Genomic DNA, 19,140 nt, shown 5'->3' with positions numbered 1-19,140 from the left:
GGCCTTATCCCAGCTTCAGGTTATCGACGCCCACCAGCCGGTCGTACAGCCAGTAGAGGGCAAGGACCGCGCCCAGCAGCAGCGCGGCAAGGGCGGCCGCCATCGACCAGTTCAACGTATCGGTCATGTGCATCGCGATCATGTTGGAAATCAGCTGCCCCGACGATCCGCCGACCAGCGCGGGCGTGATGTAGTAGCCGACGGCAAGGATGAACACGAGCATCGCCCCCGCCCCCAGGCCCGGCAACGTCTGCGGGAAATAGATGCGTCGGAACGCGGTCCAGCTGGTCGCGCCCAGACTGCGCGCGGCCCGGACATAGGAGGGGTTGATCGTGCGCATCACGGAATAGAGCGGCAGGATCATGAAGGGCAGCAGGATATGCGTCATCGCGATGATCGTGCCCGTCTGGTTGTAGATCATCTGCAGGCGCTGGCCGTCCCCGATGATGCCCAGCCACACGAGGATGTCGTTGATCACCCCCTGCTGCTGCAGCAGCACCATCCAGCTGGTCGTCCTGACCAGAAGCGAAGTCCAGAAGGGCAGCAGAACCAGGATCATCAGCAGGTTCGATTTCCGCATCGGCAGCGTCGCCAGCAGATGCGCGATGGGAAAGCCCAGCACGAAGGTCAGCGCGGTGATCAGCCCCGACAGCCAGAAGGTCCGCCAGAACAGGGTGACGTAGATGCGGCGGTTCTCCTCGACCTGGACGATCTTGCCGGCCTCGTCGCGGGTGCGGTCCACGGCGGCCAGATAGAAGTTGCCCGTCACCGCGCTGGATGCGCCGCGCATCGCGGACCACAGCTGCGGGTCGCCCCAATCCTCGTCCATCTCCAGCAGGGCGTCGCGATATGGCGGCTCGATCCCCCGGCGGACCTTGCGCCCGGTCGAGGTGAACAGCGATCGCGACCCCGCAAGGTCGTAATTGATGCGCGTGCCCACAACCCCGATGCTGCGCGCCTCGGCGCTGGCGGTCAGGTCGGCGGCAAGCGCCGTCCATGCAGCATCGTCCGGAACGGTGCCCGCAGGGGTTTCGGCGAACCAGGCCGAGATCTGCGGCATGTTGGCCGAGAACCCGTCATTGTGGAACGACCGCTGCAGCATCTGCCCGATGGGCACGACGAAGGTGATCAGGATGAAGGCCAGAAGCGGCGCGACCAGCAGGAACGCGCGGCGCCGGGCCTTCGACTGGCTGCGCGCCAGCGCCCGCACCAGCGGCCGGCCATCCGCGGTGGTCAGCCGGTCGGGCGCACCCGATGCGGTCGTGGCGATGGCTGCATGTGGATCAAGGGCTGCGTTCGCCATGTATTCCCCGAGAATTTATGGGGCCGCCGCGCATCGAACGCGGCGGCCCGCGTGATCAGGACGATGCCAGCCAGGCGTTGAAGCGCTCGCTCAGCTCGGCATCGTGGTCGGCCCAGAATTCCGGATCGTCCATGACGGCATTCTCCAGCGCCTCGGGGCTGGTCGGCATATGCGGCGCCATCTCGGTCTTGCCATCCTGATAGAGGCCGACCAGATCGGCCGAGGATTGCCGCGCCGGACCATAGGCGATGTATTTCGCCTGATCCGCCAGCCGCTGCGTGTCGGTCGCGAATTTCAGGTAATCCATCGCGGCTTCGGGGTTGGGCGCGCCCTTGGGGATCACGAACATGTCCATGTCCATGTACTGCCCGTCCCAGATCACCTCGAAGGGCTGGCCCTCGGCCACCATCGCGTCGAAGATGCGCCCGTTATAGACGGTGGTCATGCTGACCTCTCCGTCGGCCAGAAGCTGCACGGGCTGCGCGCCTGCTTCCCACCAGACGACATCGTCCTTGATCGTGTCCAGCTTCGCGAAGGCGCGTTCCACGCCCTCGTCGCTGCCCAGTTCGTCATAGACATCGGCAGCCGCGACCCCGTCCGCGATCAGCGCCAGATACAGCGTGCGCTTGGGGTTCTTGGGCAGGCCACGCTTGCCGGGGAACGTCTCGGTGTCGAAGAAATCGACGGCGCTGGTCGGGGCGTCGCCTTCGAACTTCGTCGTGTTGTAGGAGATGACGGTCCCCCAGACGATATTGGCGACCGCGCAGTCCAGAAGCGCACCCTCGACGAAATCCTCGCTCGCGGCGGTGCCGTCGGGTGCGGCGGGCAGGCTGGCCGGGTCGATCTCGACCAGGGCGCCTTCGTCGCAAAGGCGGATCGCGTCCGAGACCTCGATGTCGAAGACGTCGCCCGAGACGTTGCCGGCCTCGACCTGCGCCTTCAGGGGCGTGGCCGGATTGTCGGCGGCGATCATGTTGACCTTGATGCCGGTCTCGGCGGCGAAGGGCTTGTTGTAGGCCTCGACCTGGCTCTTTTCATATGCGCCGCCCCACGAGACGACGTTGACTTCTTGGGCCGCGGCCGAAAAGGCCAGCCCGGCCAATGCGGTGGACAGGATAAGCGTCGATTTCACGTGCATTTCTCCCTATTGGTTCGGGCGTCTGTCGCGCCCTGTCATTGGCCCCGTCACGGGGGCCGGTCCGGGCGGGGCGACCCCGCCCGGCATTCGCGTCAGCCGGCCAGCCAGGCGTTGAAACGCTCGTTCAGTTCGGCATCGTGATCGACCCAGAATTCCAGGTCCGACCCGAGCGCGTTGGTCATGTTGGCATCGGTCGTCGGCAGATGCGGACCCATCGGCTGATCGGTGCCCTCGATATTGCCGACCATCGCGGCGGCCGAACGGCGCGGCGGGCCATAGCTGATGAATTCGGCCGCACGGGCCTGCGGCGCGGGGGCCGTGGTCCAGGCCACGAACTCCATCGCGTCCTCCATGTTCGGCGCGCCTGCGGGGATCACCCAGCCTTCCATCTCGTAGATCTGGCCGTCCCAGATGATCTCGAAGGGCTGGCCGTCGGCCTGCGCGGCGTTGAAGATCCGCCCGTTGAAGGCATAGGCCATGCTGACCTCTCCATCCGCCAGAAGCTGCGGCGGCTGGGCGCCGGCCTCCCACCAGATCACCTCGTCCTTGATGCTGTCGAGCTTCGCAAAGGCACGGTCCACGCCCTCGTCGCTGTCCAGCGTCGCATAGACATCGGCGGCGGGAACCCCGTCGGCCATCAGCGCCAGCTCAAGATTGAACTTGGCGCCCTTGCGCATGGTGCGCTTGCCCGGGAAACCTTCGAGATCGAAGAAATCGGCAGGCGTCGCGGGCTTGGCATCGCTGAACGCGTCGTCGTTGAAGGCCAGCACCATGGAATAGACATCGGTGCCCACGAAGCATTCCGTGACCGCGCCCTCGATGAAATCGTCCATCGCCTCGGTGCCGTCATCGGCCGCCTTCAGGATCGCGGGGTCGATGGGTTCGACCAGACCTTCGTCGCACAGGCGCACCGCGTCGGCATATTCGACCGAAGCCACGTCGATCGAGACGTTGCCCGCCTCGACCTGCGCCTTGATGGGCGTCGCGGGGTTGTCGGCATCGGACATCACCACCTCGGTGCCCGTTTCGGCCATGAAGGGCTTGGCATAGGCCTCGAGATGGCTGTTCCCGTAGGCACCGCCCCAGGACAGCAGGTTGACCTCGGCCATGGCGGGCGCACCGACCAGGCCGATGGCGGTGCCGAGCATCAGAATACGTTTCATCGAAAAACTCCCGAAGATGATGGATGCGGCGATTTCGCCGTCATTCTTGGCCGCGTTCCGGCGGCGGGCCGTCGCGCGCTCAGACGGGGTCCAGCGCGCGGGCGTCCTGGGGGTGCCAGCCGATGCGGATGTGCTGACCGGGCTGCAGCCGGGTCTGGCCGATCGTGTTGCGCATCTTGATGACGAAATTATCGCTGCCCGCCACCGACAGCCGGGCGCGCAGGATGTCGCCCATATAGACCACGTCCAGCACCCGCGCCTCGATCGTATGGGCGTCGGGGGACATCATCTCGGGCTTGAACTCGACCCGCTCGGGGCGGATCGAGACGGTGGTGCGCTGACCCTTCTCGCGGATGTTCACGGCGGTCGCGTCGATCAGGCCGCCGCCATCCAGCCGCACCAGCGCCTTGTCGCCCTGCAGATCCTCGATCACGCCGGCAAGGGCGTTGTTTTCCCCGATGAAGCCCGCGACGAAGCTGTTCTCGGGCGCCTCGTAGAGCTGCGCAGGCGGGGCAAGCTGCTGGATACGCCCGTCGTTGAAGACCGCGATGCGGTCCGACATGGTCAGCGCCTCGCCCTGGTCATGGGTGACATAGACGACCGTGATTCCAAGATCCTCGTGCAACTGCTTGATTTCGAACTGCATATGTTCGCGCAGCTGCTTGTCCAGCGCCCCGAGCGGTTCGTCCATCAGCACCAGTTCGGGATCGAAGACCAGCGCACGCGCCAGGGCGATCCGCTGCTGCTGCCCCCCGGACAACTGGGCGGGGCGGCGGTTGGCGAAGCTGCCCATCTGCACCATGTCCAGCGCGCGCTTGATCCGCCCCTCGCGTTCAGCCTTGGTCATGCCGCGCACTTCCAGCGGGAATGACAGGTTCTCGCCCACCGTCATGTGGGGGAACAGGGCATAGTTCTGGAAGACCATTCCGATGCCGCGCTTGTGGGGCGGGACCTGGTTGATGGGGCGTCCGTCCAGGCGGATGTCGCCATGGGTGGCGGTCTCGAACCCTGCAAGCATCATCAGGCAGGTCGTCTTGCCCGACCCCGACGGGCCCAGCATGGTCAGGAATTCGCCCTTGCCGATGGCAAGGTTCAGGTCCTTCACGACAAGCGTCTGTCCGTCATAGCTCTTCTGCACATGCTCGAAGGCGACGAATGCGTCGCCATTACGGTCGTCCAGCAATAGGCGCTCTCCCTGTTGTCGGCTTTTCGCTGCCGCTTGTTCGGAAGGTTAAGCGCCCCCGAGCCGAGCTGGCAACATTATTTGCGACATGGTTGCGCCGAAGGGCCGGACCCGCACAGCCCCGGATCGGGGGTGAAGCGGTGCGGAATCTTTCGCTGCCCCGCAAAAGGCAAACCGCTGCCCGAGGAACGGGCAGCGGTCATTTCAGTCGTCAGTCCAAGTATTTAGTAGGCCTTCTTCGGCCCCTTGCGATGCGGCTTCTTGCCGTCGCGACGGGGGCCGTCCTTGCTGCCCGGACCGGGGCGGCTGTTCGGGCGCTGGAACTTGGCGGGCTTGCTGCCCGGCGTGCGGCGCGGTTCCGGCGTCAGGTCGGGCTCGCCCTCGATCCGCATCATCGAGATCTCGTCGGTCAGCTCGGATGCCTCGCCGAAGCGCTTGGCGTCCTTGGCCGCGATCTGGACGAAGCTGTCATCCTGGCGGATGCGGATCGCACCGATGGATTCGCGGCCGATCCCGCCCGCATCGCAGATCTTGGGCAGCAGCCAGCGGGGTTCGGCACGACCGGTGCGCCCGACCGTCAGCTTGAACCAGACCGAGGGCCCGATCTCGCGCGCGGGGCGCGGTTCGCGGGCTTCGCGCGGTGCGCGCGGGTCGGTCGATGTGCGCGGCTGAACCGGCGTCACCTCTTCGGGGGCGGGACGACCCTCGCGCCACAGGCGCAGGATGCCGGCGGCCAGCGCCTCGGGGGTGAAACGCTCCATCAGCGCGGTGATGTTGGCGGCGTCGTCACCGATCGGGTCGTTCAGCGCGGGGCTGTCCAGAAGGCGGGCCTCGTCGCGGGCCTCGACCTCTTCGGCGGTGGGTGCGGGCGCCCATTCCGCCACGACGCGGGCGCGTTGCAGCAGACGCTGCGCGCGCGACTGTTCGGCCACGGGCACGATCAGCGCCGAAACGCCCTTGGCCCCTGCCCGACCCGTGCGGCCCGAACGGTGCAGCATGGTTTCGGGGTTGGTCGGCAGATCGGCGTGGATCACCAGTTCCAGGCCCGGCAGGTCGATGCCGCGCGCCGCGACATCGGTCGCGATGCAGACGCGGGCGCGGCCGTCGCGCAGTGCCTGAAGCGCGTGGTTGCGTTCCTGCTGGCTCAGCTCGCCCGACAGGGCGACGGCCTTGAAGCCGCGGTTCGACATGCGCGACAGCAGGTGGTTCACGTTGGCGCGCGTCTTGCAGAAGATGATCGAGGTCTGGGCCTCGTGCAGGCGCAGCAGGTTGAAGATCGCCGGTTCGCGGTCGCGGCCGCTGACCGTGATCGCGCGATAGGAGATGTCGCCATGCTGGCGCGATTCACCGATGGCGCTGATGCGCAGCGCGTCGTTCTGGAAGTCGCGGGCCAGCGCCTCGATCGCGGGCGGCACCGTGGCCGAGAACATCAGCGTGCGGCGGCTTTCGGGCGCGGCGCCCAGGATGAATTCCAGGTCCTCGCGGAAGCCCAGGTCCAGCATCTCGTCGGCCTCGTCGAGGACGGCGACCTTCAGTGCGGTCAGGTCCAGACCGCCGCGGTCGATATGGTCGCGCAGACGCCCGGGCGTGCCCACGACGATCTGGGCGCCCTGCTGCAATGCGCGGCGTTCGTTGCGGTAATCCATCCCGCCCACGCAGGTCGCGATGCGCGCCCCGGCATAGAGCCAGCTGAGTTCGCGGGCCACCTGCAGCGCCAGTTCGCGCGTCGGCGCGATGGCCAGCGCACGCGGCAGGGCGGCCTCGGGAAGGGTGTCGTTCTTCAGGACTTCGGGGCCCATGGCCAGGCCGAAGGCCACGGTTTTCCCCGAACCGGTCTGTGCCGAAACCAGAAGATCGCGGCCCTGGGCCTCTTCTTCCAGGACGGCGGTCTGCACGGAGGTCAGGCTGTCATAGCCCTTTTCGGCCAGCGCCGCGGCAAGCGGTGCAGGAAGTTTATGGTCGGTCATTGAAATCGCCAATTGTGGGGGAACGTCATGAACCCCGATGGGTGGCACCCCCAGCCCTTGCGATCCGCCCCAAGCCCTGGGCCATCGCGCCTTGGACATGCGGCACCGAAGCGCGCCTTCTAGGGCCTGGGGCCGTCAAAGTCCATGCCCCATCCGCCCGGTGTTCCATTTTTTCCCCTTGAACGCCCGCGACACGGGGACTAGCCTTCGCGCAACGACCGTTGGGGTGCCCCGTCCGGGGGCTGAGAGGCGTCATGCCAACCCATCGAACCTGATCCGGTTTGCACCGGCGGAGGGAACGGTTCAGATCGCCGCGGGACGCCCGCGCCAGATCCTCCGTCGCCTCTGCCCGACAGGAGGACGACGTGAAGACCCCCATTGCCCTGACCATCGCAGGCTCCGATTCCGGCGGGGGCGCCGGGATACAGGCGGATCTGAAGACCTTCTCGGCCCTGGGCGTCTATGGCGCCAGCGTGGTGACGGCGCTCACCGCGCAGAACACCCGCGGCGTAAGCCTGGTCGAACCCGCAAGCCCCGCCATGATCGCGGCACAGATCGCGGCGGTTCTGGACGATCTGGACGTGGGCGCGATCAAGCTGGGGATGCTGGGCTGCGCCGCCGCCATCGAGGCGGTGGCCGAAGGTCTGCCCGATGCGATGCCGGTCGTGCTTGATCCCGTGATGATCGCGAAATCCGGGGATGCGCTGCTGCGCCCCGCGGCCATCCGCACCCTGCGCGACCGGCTGATGCCGCGCGCCGATCTGCTGACGCCGAACATCCCCGAAGCCGCCTGCCTTCTGGGCTGCACCGATGCCGCATCGGAACCCGAGATGGCCGATCAGGGGCGTGCGCTGCTGGATCTGGGCGCACGGGCGGTGCTGATGAAGGGGGGCCACCTGGCGGGCGATACCTGTCCCGACCTGCTGGTGACGCATCGCGGCACGCTGCGCATGACCGCGCCCCGCCGGGACACGCGGAACACCCATGGGACGGGCTGCACCCTGTCGGCGGCCATCGCGGCGGGCCTTGCGCGCGGGATGGCGATGCCCGAGGCCGTGCAGGCGGCGCATTCCTATCTGCAGGGGGCGATCGCTGCGGCGGACGGTCTGCAGATCGGCCAGGGGCATGGTCCCGTTCACCATTTCCACGCGGTCTGGCATGATTGAGGTCACGATCATCGGCGCGGGCGTGGCGGGTCTCTTTGCGGCGCATGAACTGGCGCGGCGCGGCGCACAGGTCCGCATCCTCGACCGGAACGGGGCCCCGGGGCCGCATGGCTGTTCCTGGTGGGCGGGCGGAATGCTGGCCCCCGAATGCGAAGGCGCGACGGCGGAACCCGTCATCACGCGGCTGGGCCGCGAGGCCGCCGAGGCCTGGTCCCGCATCACCCCCGTCACCCATCGCGGCACGCTGGTCATCGCCCTGCAACGCGACCGGTCCGAACTGGACCGGTTTGCCCGCCGCACCACCGGCGCAAGGCGGCTGGACGCTCAGGGCATTGCCACGCTGGAACCCGATCTGGACCATCGCGAGGGGCTGTTCTTCCCCTCCGAGGCGCATCTGGACCCGCGCGTCGCATTGTCCGATCTGCTGGCGGACCTGTCGTCGCGCGGGATCACCGTCGAACGCAGCCAGACCCCCCCCGAGAACCTGTCGGGCATCGTCATCGACGCGCGCGGCATGGAGGCCCCCGGCCTCCGCGGCGTCCGCGGCGAGATGGTGGTCATCCGCACCCCCGAGATCACGCTGACGCGCCCGGTGCGGCTGCTGCATCCGCGCCATCCGCTCTATGTCGTGCCGCGCGGCGACGGGCGGCTGATGCTGGGGGCCACGCAACTGGAAAGCGCCGCGCGCGGTGCCATCCGGGTGCGGTCCCTGCTGGAGCTGCTGTCGGCGGCCTATGCGCTGGACCCCCGCCTGGCCGAGGCCGAGCTGGTCGAGACCGGGGCCGATCTGCGTCCGGCCTATCCCGACAACATTCCGCGCGTGACGCGCACGGGCCGGATCCTGCGTCTGAACGGACTGTTCCGGCACGGCTTCCTGCTGGCCCCCGCCCTTGCACGGCAGGCCGCGGACCTGCTGCTGAACGACATCAAAGGAGAACTTGTCCATGAGGATTGAGGTCAACGGCGAACCCCGCGACGTCGCCTCGGCCACGCTGGCGGCCGCGATTAAGGAACTGGGCTGGGCCGAGGCCCGCATCGTCACCGCCGTGAACGGCGATTTCGTGCCCCTGTCGGCGCGCGCGACGCAACCGCTGCAGGATGGCGACCGGATCGAGGTCCTGACGCCCATGCAGGGGGGCTGAGCATGTTGTTCTACGGAACCGAGCTGTCATCGCGGCTGATGCTGGGGACGGCGCAATACCCCTCGCCCGCGATCATGGAGGATGCGTTCCGCCGCAGCGGCGCATCGGTCGCAACCGTGTCGTTGCGGCGCGAGGGCGGTCGCGGCCAGGGCTTCTGGGACATCATCAGCGGGCTGGGCGTCCATGTGCTGCCGAACACCGCCGGGTGCCACAGCGCGAAGGAGGCCGTCACCACCGCCCGCATGGCCCGCGAGATGTTCGAGACGAACTGGATCAAGCTGGAGGTGATCGGCCATTCCGACACGCTGCAGCCCGATCCGTTCGGCCTGCTGGACGCCGCCGAGACCCTGTCCGCCGAAAGGTTCGAGGTCTTCCCCTATACGACCGAGGATCAGGTCCTGGCACAGCGCCTGCTGGATGCGGGTTGCAAGGTGCTGATGCCCTGGGGCGCGCCCATCGGGTCGGGGCTGGGGCTGAACAACCGCCACGGCCTGCGGATGCTGCGCGCGGCCTTTCCCGATGTGCCGATGGTGATCGATGCCGGGATCGGGATGCCCAGCCACGCCGCCGAGGCGATGGAGATGGGTTTCGACGCCGTCCTCCTGAACACCGCCGTCGCGCAGGCGGGCGATCCTGCGGCCATGGCACAGGCCTTCGGGCAGGCGATCGAGGCCGGACGCATGGCGCGCGGTGCCGATCCGATGGCCCCGCGTGACATGGCCGTCCCCTCGACCCCCGTCATCGGAAAGGCATGGCTGTGAAACTGCCGCGCTTCTATCCCATCTTCGACAGCGCGGACTGGCTGGAACGCGCCCTGCCCCTCGGGGTCCGGCTGGTGCAGCTGCGCCTGAAGGACCGCCCCGACGCGGAAATTCGCGACCATCTGCGGCGCGGCATCGCGATGGCCCGGGACCATGGCGCGACGCTGGTGGTGAACGACCATTGGCAGGCGGCGATCGACCTTGGCGCGGACTGGCTACATCTGGGACAGGAGGACCTGGAGGATGCCGACCTGCCCGCGATCAGGCGCGCGGGGCTGCGGCTGGGCGTGTCGACGCATGACCACGCCGAACTGGACCGCGCGCTGGCGCTGGCGCCCGATTACGTCGCGCTCGGGCCGGTCTGGCCCACGATCCTGAAGAAGATGCGCTGGCACGAACAGGGCCTGGGCAAGGTCGCCGAATGGCGCAGGCTGGTGGGCGATCTGCCGCTGGTGGCCATCGGCGGGCTGAACACGGACCGGGCGGCGGATGCCTTCGCGGCGGGGGCCGACATCGTGTCGGCGGTGACCGACATCACGTTGAACCCCGACCCCGAGGGTCGCATCCGGCAATGGCTGCGCGTCACCGCGCAATGAAACGGGCCGCCCGGTTGGGGCGGCCCGATCCCAATGCGTCGCGGCTTACCAGGAGGTCAGCACGGCGCCTTCGTATTTCTCGTCGATGAAGGCCTTCACCTCGGCGCTGTGATAGGCCTCGACCAGGGTCTTGACCCAAGGCTCGTCCTGACGGCCGTCCTGCACGACGATGATGTTCACATAGGGGCTGTCCTGCTCCATCGCGATGGCATCGTCCTTGGGCGACAGGCCCGAGGCCAGCGCATAGTTCGTGTTGATGACCGCGATATCGGCATCGGCCAGCGCACGGGGCAGCTGTGCCGCGTCCAGTTCCAGGAAGCGCAGACCCTTGGGGTTGTCCTGCACGTCCAGCGGGCTGGGGACCAGGCCCGTGCCCTCGGCCAGGGTGATCAGACCCAGATCCTGCAGGATCAGCAGGGCGCGGCCACCGTTGGTCGGGTCGTTCGGGATGGCGACCTGCGCGCCGTCCTCAAGATCCGCGATATCGGTCAGGCTGTCGGAGTAGACGCCCATCGGGGTGGTGATGGTGGTGCCCACCTCGACCAGCTCGAAGCCGCGATCCTTCATCTGGTTTTCCAGATAGGGACGGTGCTGGAAGCTGTTGGCATCCAGATCGCCATCGGCCAGCGCCTGGTTCGGCACGACATAGTCCGAGAACTCGATGACCTCGATGTTCAGGCCCATGGGCTCGGCGACCTTGGCCACCTCTTCCATGATCTCGCCATGTTCGCCGGGCGAGACGCCGACCTTGATATCCTCGGCCATGGCGGCGGCGGCGCTCAGGGCAAGGGCGGAAGTGAATGCAGTCAGACGCAGCATGGGATTGGTCCTTTCTTGTCTGCGGAAAACGTGTCGTGGGCGGATCAGTTGCCACGATTTCGGGCGGCGCGGCGGTCCACGCGGGCGGCAAGGCGTTCGCCAAGCGATTGCACCAGCTGGACCAGCACGATCAGGATGACGACCACGGCCAGCATCACCTCGGGCATGAAGCGCTGATACCCGTAGCGGATGCCCAGATCGCCCAGGCCCTGCCCGCCGACGGCACCGACCATCGCGGAATATCCGATCAGGCTGACCACGGCCAGCGTCAGCCCAAGCGTGATCGCGGGCAGCGCCTCGGGGATCAGCACCTTGCGGATGATCTGGAAGGGCGTCGCACCCATCGCGCGGGCGGCCTCGATCAGGCCGGCATCGACCTCTCGGATGGCGTTCTCAACCAGGCGCGCGATGAAGGGAATGGCGGCGATGGTCAGTGGCACGATGGCCGCATCGGTGCCGATCGAGGTGCCGACCATCATCCGCGTGAAGGGAATGATCGCGACGACCAGGATGATGAAGGGCACGGACCGGGTGGCGTTCACGACCAGCCCCAGCACCCAGTTGACCCAGGGGCTGCTGAGCAGTTCGCCCCGCTGCGAGGTCGCCAGATAGACCCCGAGCGGAAGCCCCCCGACCGTGCCGAGGATGGCCGACAGCGCCACCATGTAGAGCGTCTGCAGCGTGGCGTCCCACAGGATGGGGATCAGGTTAGCGGACATGGCCCAGCACCTCCGTCAGCAGTCCGTGGCGTTCGAGATAGGCGCGCGCCTCGTCGGCGCGCATGGCATCGACCGAGATCAGCAGGTTGCCGAAGGGATGGCTGCCCACCTCCTCGATCGCGCCGGCAAGGATGTTGGCGGAAATGCCCAGTTCCGTGGCCAGAAGCGACAGCATGGGATCGGTGGCATGATCGCCCGCGAAGGTCACGCGGATCACCTGTTCGGATGGCCCTTCGGGGCGTTCGGACAGCAGGCGGTCGGCGATGAAGGCGGGCAGCGTCGCACCGGTCACGCCCGACAGGAAGGACCGCGTGGTCGCATGGGCGGGCCGGGTGAAGACCTTGTGCGTCTCGCCCGCCTCGACGATGCTGCCGCCCTCGATCACGGCCATGTGGCTGGCGATGTCGCGCAGCACGGCCATCTCGTGGGTGATCAGCAGGATGGTCAGCCCCAGATCGCGGTTGATGCGGGCCAGCAGTTCAAGGACGGTCTGCGTGGTCTCGGGGTCCAGCGCGCTGGTCGCCTCGTCCGACAGCAGGACCTTGGGGTCGGTGGCAAGGGCGCGGGCGATGCCCACGCGCTGCTTCTGCCCGCCCGACAGTTCGGCGGGGTAACGGTCGGCCAGCGCCTGCAGGCCCACCTGCTCGATCAGTTCGTCCACGCGGGGACGGATGCGGGACCGGGGCGTGCCCGCGACCTCCAGCGGCAGGGCCACGTTGTCGCGCACCGTGCGAGAGGCCAGCAGGTTGAAGTGCTGGAAGATCATGCCGACATCGCGGCGGATGTGGCGCAGCGCCGATCCGCGCGCGGCACCCACGTCGCGGCCCGCGACGGTCACCCGACCCTCGGTCGGGCGTTCAAGGCCGTTGACCATGCGCAGCAGCGTGGACTTGCCCGCACCCGAGCGGCCGATGATGCCCGTGATGCTGCCCTGCGGGACCGCCAGGTCGATGCCCGACAGGGCCGTGACCCGCGTGCCGTCGCCCTTGGGAAATGATTTGCCGACCCCCTCGAACAGGATCGCGGCGTCTTTGGTGGTGCTGCTCATACTCGTCCCGTTCAACCGGTGTCGCGCGATAGGCGCAGATGCCCGAAAGCAGGCGAAGGTTCAAGCCCGCATGCCCGCATGCTGCAGGCCGTCATCGAAACGCCACCCGATACCGGCGGCTTGCCCGGGAAAATCGGTCCTGCGGGCCCCGAGCAGCGCGCAAGAACGATCCGCACCGCACCGCCCTGCGCGGAACGGCGTTCTTATTCGGCGGCGGTCGCGCGCGGTTCGGCCAGCAGGTCGTTCAGCACGCTGCGCAGGTGATCGGGGCGGAAGGGCTTTTCGATCAGCGGGGCCGCGCCGTGGCCCTGGGGCAGATGTTCGCGGCCATATCCCGACAGGAAGCAGAAGCGCACGCCGCCGCGTGACAGCAGGTCGGCGACCTCGTCCACGGGCTGCCCCTTCAGGTTCCCGTCCAGGATCGCCAGATCAACCTGCACCTGCCCTGCCATCTCCAGCGCCTCGGGGACGGTGCGGGCGATGCCCACGACCTCGGCCCCCGCATCCTCCAGCTCGTGGCGCAGGTCCAGCGCGACCAGGGGCTCGTCCTCGACCAGCAGGATGCGGCTCTCGCTCAGGGTCTGGGCGCGGTGATGCATGGGCGCGGCCTCGGGGGCGGGCTCGCGTTCGGCGCATTGCTGCGGGCGCACGCCATCGGCCAGGCGGATGGTCCAGATCACGCCCTCGGGGCGCCATTCCACGCTGACGGCGCGCGGATCGCCACCGCCCACGGCGGTGATCAGGGTCGTCCCGAAGCCGGAACCGCTTGGCGCATGGACCGGGGGGCCGCCCTCCTCGCGCCAGATCAGGGTCAGGCGCGGACCGTCCAGCTGCCAGTTCAGATAGACCTGCCCGTCGGGAACCGACAGCGCGCCGTATTTCGCGGCATTGGTGCCCAGCTCGTGCAGGGTCAGGGCAAGGCGCAGCATCGTCTCGGGCGTCAGTTCGACCGAGGGGCCGTCGCGATGCAGCCGGTCGCCGTCCAGCGTCCCCGAACTGACCTGATCGTCGATCAGCTGATCCAGTGGCGCGCTGGCCCAGGTGGCGTCCGACAGGATCGAATGGGCGCGCGCAAGCGCCTGCAGTCGCCCGCCGAAGCTCTGTTCGAAGTCGGGCAGGCTGGAGGCCTGGCGCAGGCTCTGACGGGAAATGGCCTGGACATTGGCCAGCGTGTTCTTGATGCGGTGGTTCAATTCCCCGATCAGCAGGGAACGCACCTCTTCGGCCTGCTTGCGTTCGGTGATGTCGAGGATCTGCAACGACAGGGACGGGCTGCCCGAGCCGTCGTTCAGGACCGAGCCGTAGACCTCGCAAGGGATCGGTCCGATATCGGCGTGATCCAGCATCAGCTCGGTCGAGAAGCGCGGCGCTTCCTCGTCCGCGGCCTCCAGCCATTCGGTCAGCTGGCGGGCGCCGTCCTCGTCCAGCCAGCCCAGCTGTCGTGCGGATTGCGACAGCATGTCGGCGGCGCTGCGACCGAAGGCGCGTTCGGCGCCCTTCGACCAGGCCCGCACCTGCAATTCGGGCGACAGCGCCACGAAGGCCAGCGGCGAATTGTCGACATGGGCGCGCAATTGGGCCGCCACCTGGTCGCGGTGACGCGCGATGGCCTGCATCTCGTCGCGCTGGCGCAGCAGATCCTTGGCCTGCCGACCGATGCGATAGAAGACCTCGGCCTTGGATTTCAGGATCAGCGGATCGATCGGCTTGAAGATGTAATCGACCGCGCCCGCCTCGTAGCCGCGGAAACGGCGGGCCTCGTCCATCTCGGCCGCAGTGACGAAGATGATGGGCACGCCGCGCGTGCGTTCGGTCGCGCGCATCAGCTCGGCCAGCTCGTAGCCGTCGGTTCCGGGCATCTGCACGTCGAGGAAGGCCAGCGCGTAGTCGTGCACCAGCATCAGTTCCAGCGCCTCGGCGGCGGAACGCGCCTGGTCCACGACCAGCCCGTCACGACGCAGCAGCGCCTCGAGCGCCGCGATGTTTTCTGCGATGTCGTCGACGATGAGGAAGCGGATCGGTCTATCGGGCATGGCTCGTCTCGTATTGGGGGCTGCGTCGCCAGATGCGTTGGGGTTCGTCGAAGGCCTGGAAACCCGGCGCATGGGACGAGAATCGCAGCGTCTCGTGTGCGCCGAGGCCGAGGAACCCGCCTCGGGTCAATGCCTCGGAGAAGAGGCCGATGGCCCGATCCTGAAGAGCATTGTCGAAATAGATCAGCACGTTGCGGCAGGAAATCAGATGCATTTCCGAAAACACCTGGTCGCTGGCCAGGTTGTGTTCGCTGAACAGCACCCGCTGGCGAAGCCACCTGTCGATGGCCGCGCGCCCATAGGCCGCGGTATAGTAATCCGACAGCGACCCCTTGCCCCCCGCCTGCTGATAGTTGCGCGAGAAGACCGCCAGCCGGTCGATATCGTAGATCCCGGCCTCGGCCCGTGCCAGGGCACGGCGGTTGATCTCGGTCGCGTAGAACATCGTGCGATCCAGAAGACCTTCCTCGTGAAAGAGGATGGCCATGGAATAGACCTCCTCTCCGTCCGCGCAGCCCGCGATCCAGACCTTGAGCGAGGGATAGGTCTGCAGATGGGGGATCACCTCGCGCCGCAACGACAGGTAATAGGACGGATCGCGGAACATCTCGCTGACCTGCACGGTCATCGCGTCGATGATCTCGGGCAGGACCGCCGGGTCGTGAAGCACGCGGGACTGGGCCTCGGACAGGGTGGCGCAGCCCAGCCGCTCGCGCGCGATATCGGCACGGCGTGCCAGCGATGCGCGGCTGTAGGCGCGGAAATCGAAATGATGCCTGCGGTGCAGCGCCTCGAGGAACAGGTCCAGCTCGATCCCTTCGGTCGGGCTTGCGGGAACGGGATCGATGCTCATCGCGGCATCCATACGCGGACCAGCGACAGCAGCTTGTCCACGTCCAGGGGCTTGGGCAGGTAATCGTTCGCGCCAGCGGCAAGGCACTGGTTCTGATCCTCGGCCATGGCCTTGGCGGTCAGCATGATGATCGGCAACGACTTCCAGCGGTCCATCAGGCGGATCTCGCGCGTGGCGGTCAGGCCGTCCATCTCGGGCATCATCACGTCCATCAGCACAAGATCGACGGATGGCGCGCCCCCGTCCGCCACGCGCCCGAGCGCTTCGAGCGCCTCGCGCCCGTTCCGCGCGATCTGGACCGTGGCCCCGTGCGGCTCGAACACGCCGGTCAGGGCATAGACGTTGCGGATGTCATCCTCGACCACGAGGATGCGCCGCCCTTCCAGCTGCGCGTCGCGACTGAGCGATGCGGCCAGCATCTCGCGCTGCTTCTCGGGCAGGTCGGTGACGACCTGGTGCAGGAACAGCGTGACCTCGTTGATCAGGCGTTCGGGCGATTTCGCGCCCTTGATGATGATGGATTTCGAATAGCGGCGCAGGCGCTGTTCCTCGACATCCGACAGCGCACGGGCGGTATAGACGATGACCGGCGGGAAAGAGGCCATCCCGTCGCCGTCCAGCTGCTGCAGCAGATCGAAGCCGGACGCATCCGGCAGCGTCATGTCCAGCACGATGCAGTCGATCGTCTGGCTGCGGCAGACCTTCAGCGCCTCGGCGGCGGTGCCCGCCCCGATCGTCTCGACCTCGTCGCTGGCCAGCAGCGCGCGCAGCCCTTCCATCTGGGCGGGGTCGTCCTCGACGATCAGCACCCGGCGCATACGGCTTTCCAGCCGCGCCTCCAGGTTGCGGATGGCACTTGCCAGCTCGACCCGCTCGACCGGTTTCAGCATGTAGCTCATGGCACCCTGGGCCAGAGCTTCCTTGGTGCGATCCTCGGCCGAGACGACATGGACGGGAATGTGCCGCGTACGCGTGTCGCGCTTCAGGCGGTCGAGGACCGACAGACCCGAATGGTCGGGCAGGCCCATGTCCAGCACGACCGCATGGGGCAGGAAATGCCGCGCGGCCCGCACGGCATCATCCGCGCGACCCACGCAGACCGCGCGGAAGCCCAGCTCTCGCGCAAGGTCCAGCAGGATCTGCGCGAATGCGACGTCATCCTCGACCACCAGCATCACGCGGTCGTCGCCGGTGATCTGGGCGCGGTCGTCCTCGATCCCCTGCAGGGCATGGAACATCAGGCTGCCCGTATCGTCGTCGTCCTGCATCGCGGGCATCGTGTTGCGACGTGCCGCAGGGGCCGGTGCGGATTGCTGGCGCACGGGCGTGGCGGGCAGGATCAGCGTGAAGGTGCTGCCCTCGCCCGGGGTGCTGTGCAGCGTGATGCGCCCGCCCAGCAGGTCCGCGAGTTCGCGGGAAATGGACAGCCCCAGCCCCGTGCCGCCGAACCGGCGCGAGATCGTGCCGTCGGCCTGCCGGAAAGCGTCGAACACGGCCTCGTGCTGCGCCGCGTCGATGCCGATGCCGGTATCCTTGACGGCAAAGGCGATTTCCTGACCGTGACGGGTGATGGCCAGCGTGATGCGGCCCTTCTCGGTGAATTTCAGCGCGTTGGACACGAAATTGCGCAGGATCTGTTCCAGGCGCGTGCGGTCGGTCTCGAAAACCGGCAGATCGGGTGCGATCTCGGCTGCGATCTTGAGCCCCTTCGACCGCGCCTGCACCTCGAAGCCGCGCAGCAACTTGTCGGTCAGCTGCGACGGGTCGATATGATCGCGCGCAAGATCCAGCTTGCCCGCCTCGATCTTGGACAGGTCCAGGATGTCGTTGATCAGGGCCAGCAGATCCTTGCCCGAGCTTTCGATCGTCTCGGCCCAACGGACCTGTTCGTCGGACATGGTGCGGCCGCGATTTTCGGCCAGAAGGCGCGACATGATCAGGAGCGCGTTCAAGGGCGTGCGCAGTTCGTGCGACATGTTCGCGACGAATTCGGATTTGTACTGGCTCTCGCGTTCCAGTTCGGCGGCCTGATCCTCCAGAAGGCGGCGGGCGCCGGCCAGGGCGTCGCGCTGTTCCTCCAGCTCCTGCGTCTGACCTTCCAGCTCGGCGTTCTGCTGTTCCAGCTCGGCCTGCTGGGTCTCCAGCCGCTGCTGGCTGTCCTGCAGCGCGCGGGTCTGCTCCTCCAGCTCCTCGTTCGTGGCGGCCAGTTCCTCGGTATGGCTGCGCAGTTCCTCGGATTGGCGGCGCGTTTCTTCCAGAAGTTCCTGAACCTGTTCACGGATCAGGGCGGTGCGCACGCCGATGCCCAGCTGCTCCGAGATCAGGTCGGCCAGCTGTTCCAGCCGGTCCGAGGGCAACCGGTCCAGACCGAACTCGACCACGCCATTGACCTGACGCCCATCCTTGAGCGGAATCAGAAGCGTATGCGCGGCCCGTCCCCGTGCCAGCCCCGACCCCCAGCCGATGGCCTCGTCGGCCTTGACCTGCAGGGTCAGCGCCTGTCCCTCGGACACGCAGCGCGCCAGATGTCCACCGGACGGCATGATCTTGCCCGGCAGGCTGTCCTCGTCCACGCCCCAGTTCGATGCACGTTCGAAGATGCCGTTACGCCGGATATAGAGCACCCCCGCCCGCGCCCCGATACGCGGCGACAGGGTTTCCAACACGCGATGCGACAGCTTTTCGGGCGACAGTTCACCCTCGATCGCACGGGCAAGGTCGATGCGGGCCTCGTTCGTCCATTCGTCGCGCAGCAGCCGGGTCCGGTTGCGGATCAGCGCCCGCCCCATCACGCCCAGCGTCAGGAAGATTGCAGCCGCCATCGTGCGGTTGACCATGGCGACGCGCGGATCGATGCCCGTCCGGTCCGCGGCGAAACCATAGACCATTCCAGCACATGCGACCAATGCCACGATGGGCGGCAGCCACTGGCGATGGCTGGCAAAGGACAGCGCCAGCGGAATGGCGTAACCCAGCCAGACGGCGGTCCCGAGCGGCACGTTCGGCTCGATTATCAGCAACACAAGCAACGAGGCGAAGACCGCCCCGAAAATGGTCAGATCCTTGGAATTCACGGACATTCCTGTATTAACGCCTCATCAGGACAAACGACTGCATAACGCAAACCCCGAACGGTCGGTTTGGTTCAGTAGAATTTCGGAAATTTTCGAAAATTCGCCGCCCGGTCGTCATCCGGGGCGGTTCGAAACGGCATATACCCGTTGCCCTTCCATGTCGAGAGACGCGCCC

At 67.2% G+C, this 19,140-nt stretch carries 15 protein-coding genes, 1 pseudogene and 1 riboswitch; of the genes and pseudogenes, 5 read left to right on the top strand and 11 right to left on the bottom strand.

Annotated elements, in window-relative coordinates; translation table 11 throughout:
* Nucleotides 1-4 precede the first annotated feature (4 nt).
* The 5 genes and pseudogenes from KO490_RS02810 to KO490_RS02790 all read right to left on the bottom strand — a co-directional run.
* Nucleotides 5-1,303, bottom strand: a complete 1,299-nt coding sequence (locus tag KO490_RS02810; protein ID WP_216017887.1) for an ABC transporter permease — start codon at nt 1,301-1,303, stop codon at nt 5-7.
* Nucleotides 1,304-1,358: 55 nt separating this feature from the next.
* Entirely contained in the window at nt 1,359-2,441 is a 1,083-nt protein-coding gene (locus tag KO490_RS02805) for an ABC transporter substrate-binding protein (protein ID WP_216017886.1), read from the bottom strand.
* A 92-nt stretch (nt 2,442-2,533) separates the two neighbouring features.
* Nucleotides 2,534-3,604, bottom strand: a complete 1,071-nt coding sequence (locus KO490_RS02800; protein ID WP_216017885.1) for an ABC transporter substrate-binding protein — start codon at nt 3,602-3,604, stop codon at nt 2,534-2,536.
* A 79-nt stretch (nt 3,605-3,683) separates the two neighbouring features.
* Nucleotides 3,684-4,787: an ABC transporter ATP-binding protein gene (locus tag KO490_RS02795; protein ID WP_216017884.1), complete on the bottom strand. Its 1,104-nt coding sequence runs from the start codon at nt 4,785-4,787 to the stop codon at nt 3,684-3,686.
* Between the two features lie 233 nt (nt 4,788-5,020).
* Nucleotides 5,021-6,754: pseudogene (locus KO490_RS02790) on the bottom strand (DEAD/DEAH box helicase); the annotation flags it as partial.
* Between the two features lie 212 nt (nt 6,755-6,966).
* Nucleotides 6,967-7,069, top strand: a riboswitch (TPP riboswitch).
* A 50-nt stretch (nt 7,070-7,119) separates the two neighbouring features.
* Here KO490_RS02790 and thiD point away from each other — a divergent pair.
* From thiD to KO490_RS02765, 5 genes are read left to right on the top strand one after another with little or no spacing between them, the layout of a single operon-like run.
* Nucleotides 7,120-7,920: a bifunctional hydroxymethylpyrimidine kinase/phosphomethylpyrimidine kinase gene (gene thiD / locus KO490_RS02785; RefSeq protein WP_216017882.1), complete on the top strand. Its 801-nt coding sequence runs from the start codon at nt 7,120-7,122 to the stop codon at nt 7,918-7,920.
* Nucleotides 7,913-8,875 carry an FAD-dependent oxidoreductase gene (locus tag KO490_RS02780; RefSeq protein ID WP_216017881.1) on the top strand — a complete coding sequence of 321 codons (963 nt, stop codon included), beginning with the start codon at nt 7,913-7,915 and terminating at the stop codon, nt 8,873-8,875. Before thiD ends, KO490_RS02780 begins: the two co-directional genes overlap by 8 nt.
* The gene (thiS, locus tag KO490_RS02775; protein ID WP_216017880.1) at nt 8,865-9,062 is read left to right on the top strand and encodes a sulfur carrier protein ThiS; all 198 of its coding nucleotides are present in this window, start codon (nt 8,865-8,867) and stop codon (nt 9,060-9,062) included. The genes KO490_RS02780 and thiS overlap by 11 nt, the downstream gene beginning before the upstream one ends.
* A gap of 2 nt (nt 9,063-9,064) precedes the next feature.
* Nucleotides 9,065-9,823: a thiazole synthase gene (locus KO490_RS02770; protein WP_216017879.1), complete on the top strand. Its 759-nt coding sequence runs from the start codon at nt 9,065-9,067 to the stop codon at nt 9,821-9,823.
* Nucleotides 9,820-10,419 carry a thiamine phosphate synthase gene (locus KO490_RS02765; protein ID WP_216018091.1) on the top strand — a complete coding sequence of 200 codons (600 nt, stop codon included), beginning with the start codon at nt 9,820-9,822 and terminating at the stop codon, nt 10,417-10,419. The genes KO490_RS02770 and KO490_RS02765 overlap by 4 nt, the downstream gene beginning before the upstream one ends.
* A 45-nt stretch (nt 10,420-10,464) precedes the next feature.
* Here the strand turns inward: KO490_RS02765 and KO490_RS02760 are convergent, their stop codons facing one another.
* From KO490_RS02760 to KO490_RS02735, 6 genes are all read right to left on the bottom strand, one after another.
* The gene (locus KO490_RS02760) at nt 10,465-11,238 is read right to left on the bottom strand and encodes a MetQ/NlpA family ABC transporter substrate-binding protein (RefSeq protein WP_216017878.1); all 774 of its coding nucleotides are present in this window, start codon (nt 11,236-11,238) and stop codon (nt 10,465-10,467) included.
* 44 nt (nt 11,239-11,282) lie between these two features.
* On the bottom strand, nt 11,283-11,957 hold the full coding sequence (locus tag KO490_RS02755; protein WP_216017877.1) for a methionine ABC transporter permease: 675 nt from the start codon (nt 11,955-11,957) through the stop codon (nt 11,283-11,285).
* Nucleotides 11,947-13,005, bottom strand: coding sequence for a methionine ABC transporter ATP-binding protein (locus tag KO490_RS02750; protein ID WP_216017876.1), 1,059 nt, complete (start codon nt 13,003-13,005; stop codon nt 11,947-11,949). The genes KO490_RS02755 and KO490_RS02750 overlap by 11 nt, the downstream gene beginning before the upstream one ends.
* A 203-nt stretch (nt 13,006-13,208) precedes the next feature.
* Nucleotides 13,209-15,038 (bottom strand): response regulator, encoded by a 1,830-nt coding sequence (locus tag KO490_RS02745; protein ID WP_216017875.1) that lies wholly within the window; start codon nt 15,036-15,038, stop codon nt 13,209-13,211.
* Nucleotides 15,028-15,891 (bottom strand): protein-glutamate O-methyltransferase CheR, encoded by an 864-nt coding sequence (locus KO490_RS02740; protein WP_216017874.1) that lies wholly within the window; start codon nt 15,889-15,891, stop codon nt 15,028-15,030. Before KO490_RS02740 ends, KO490_RS02745 begins: the two co-directional genes overlap by 11 nt.
* A complete protein-coding gene (locus tag KO490_RS02735) occupies nt 15,888-18,965 on the bottom strand; it encodes a response regulator (RefSeq protein WP_303462992.1) in 3,078 nt (1,025 codons plus the stop codon). Before KO490_RS02735 ends, KO490_RS02740 begins: the two co-directional genes overlap by 4 nt.
* Nucleotides 18,966-19,140 lie beyond the last annotated feature (175 nt).

The sequence above is a fragment of the Paracoccus sp. C2R09 genome (genome assembly GCF_018860625.1).
In the GTDB taxonomy this organism is placed as follows: Bacteria; Pseudomonadota; Alphaproteobacteria; order Rhodobacterales; family Rhodobacteraceae; genus Paracoccus.
Note: the sequence above shows the minus strand (reverse complement) of the source record. Positions and strands in the feature narration are given on the sequence as shown.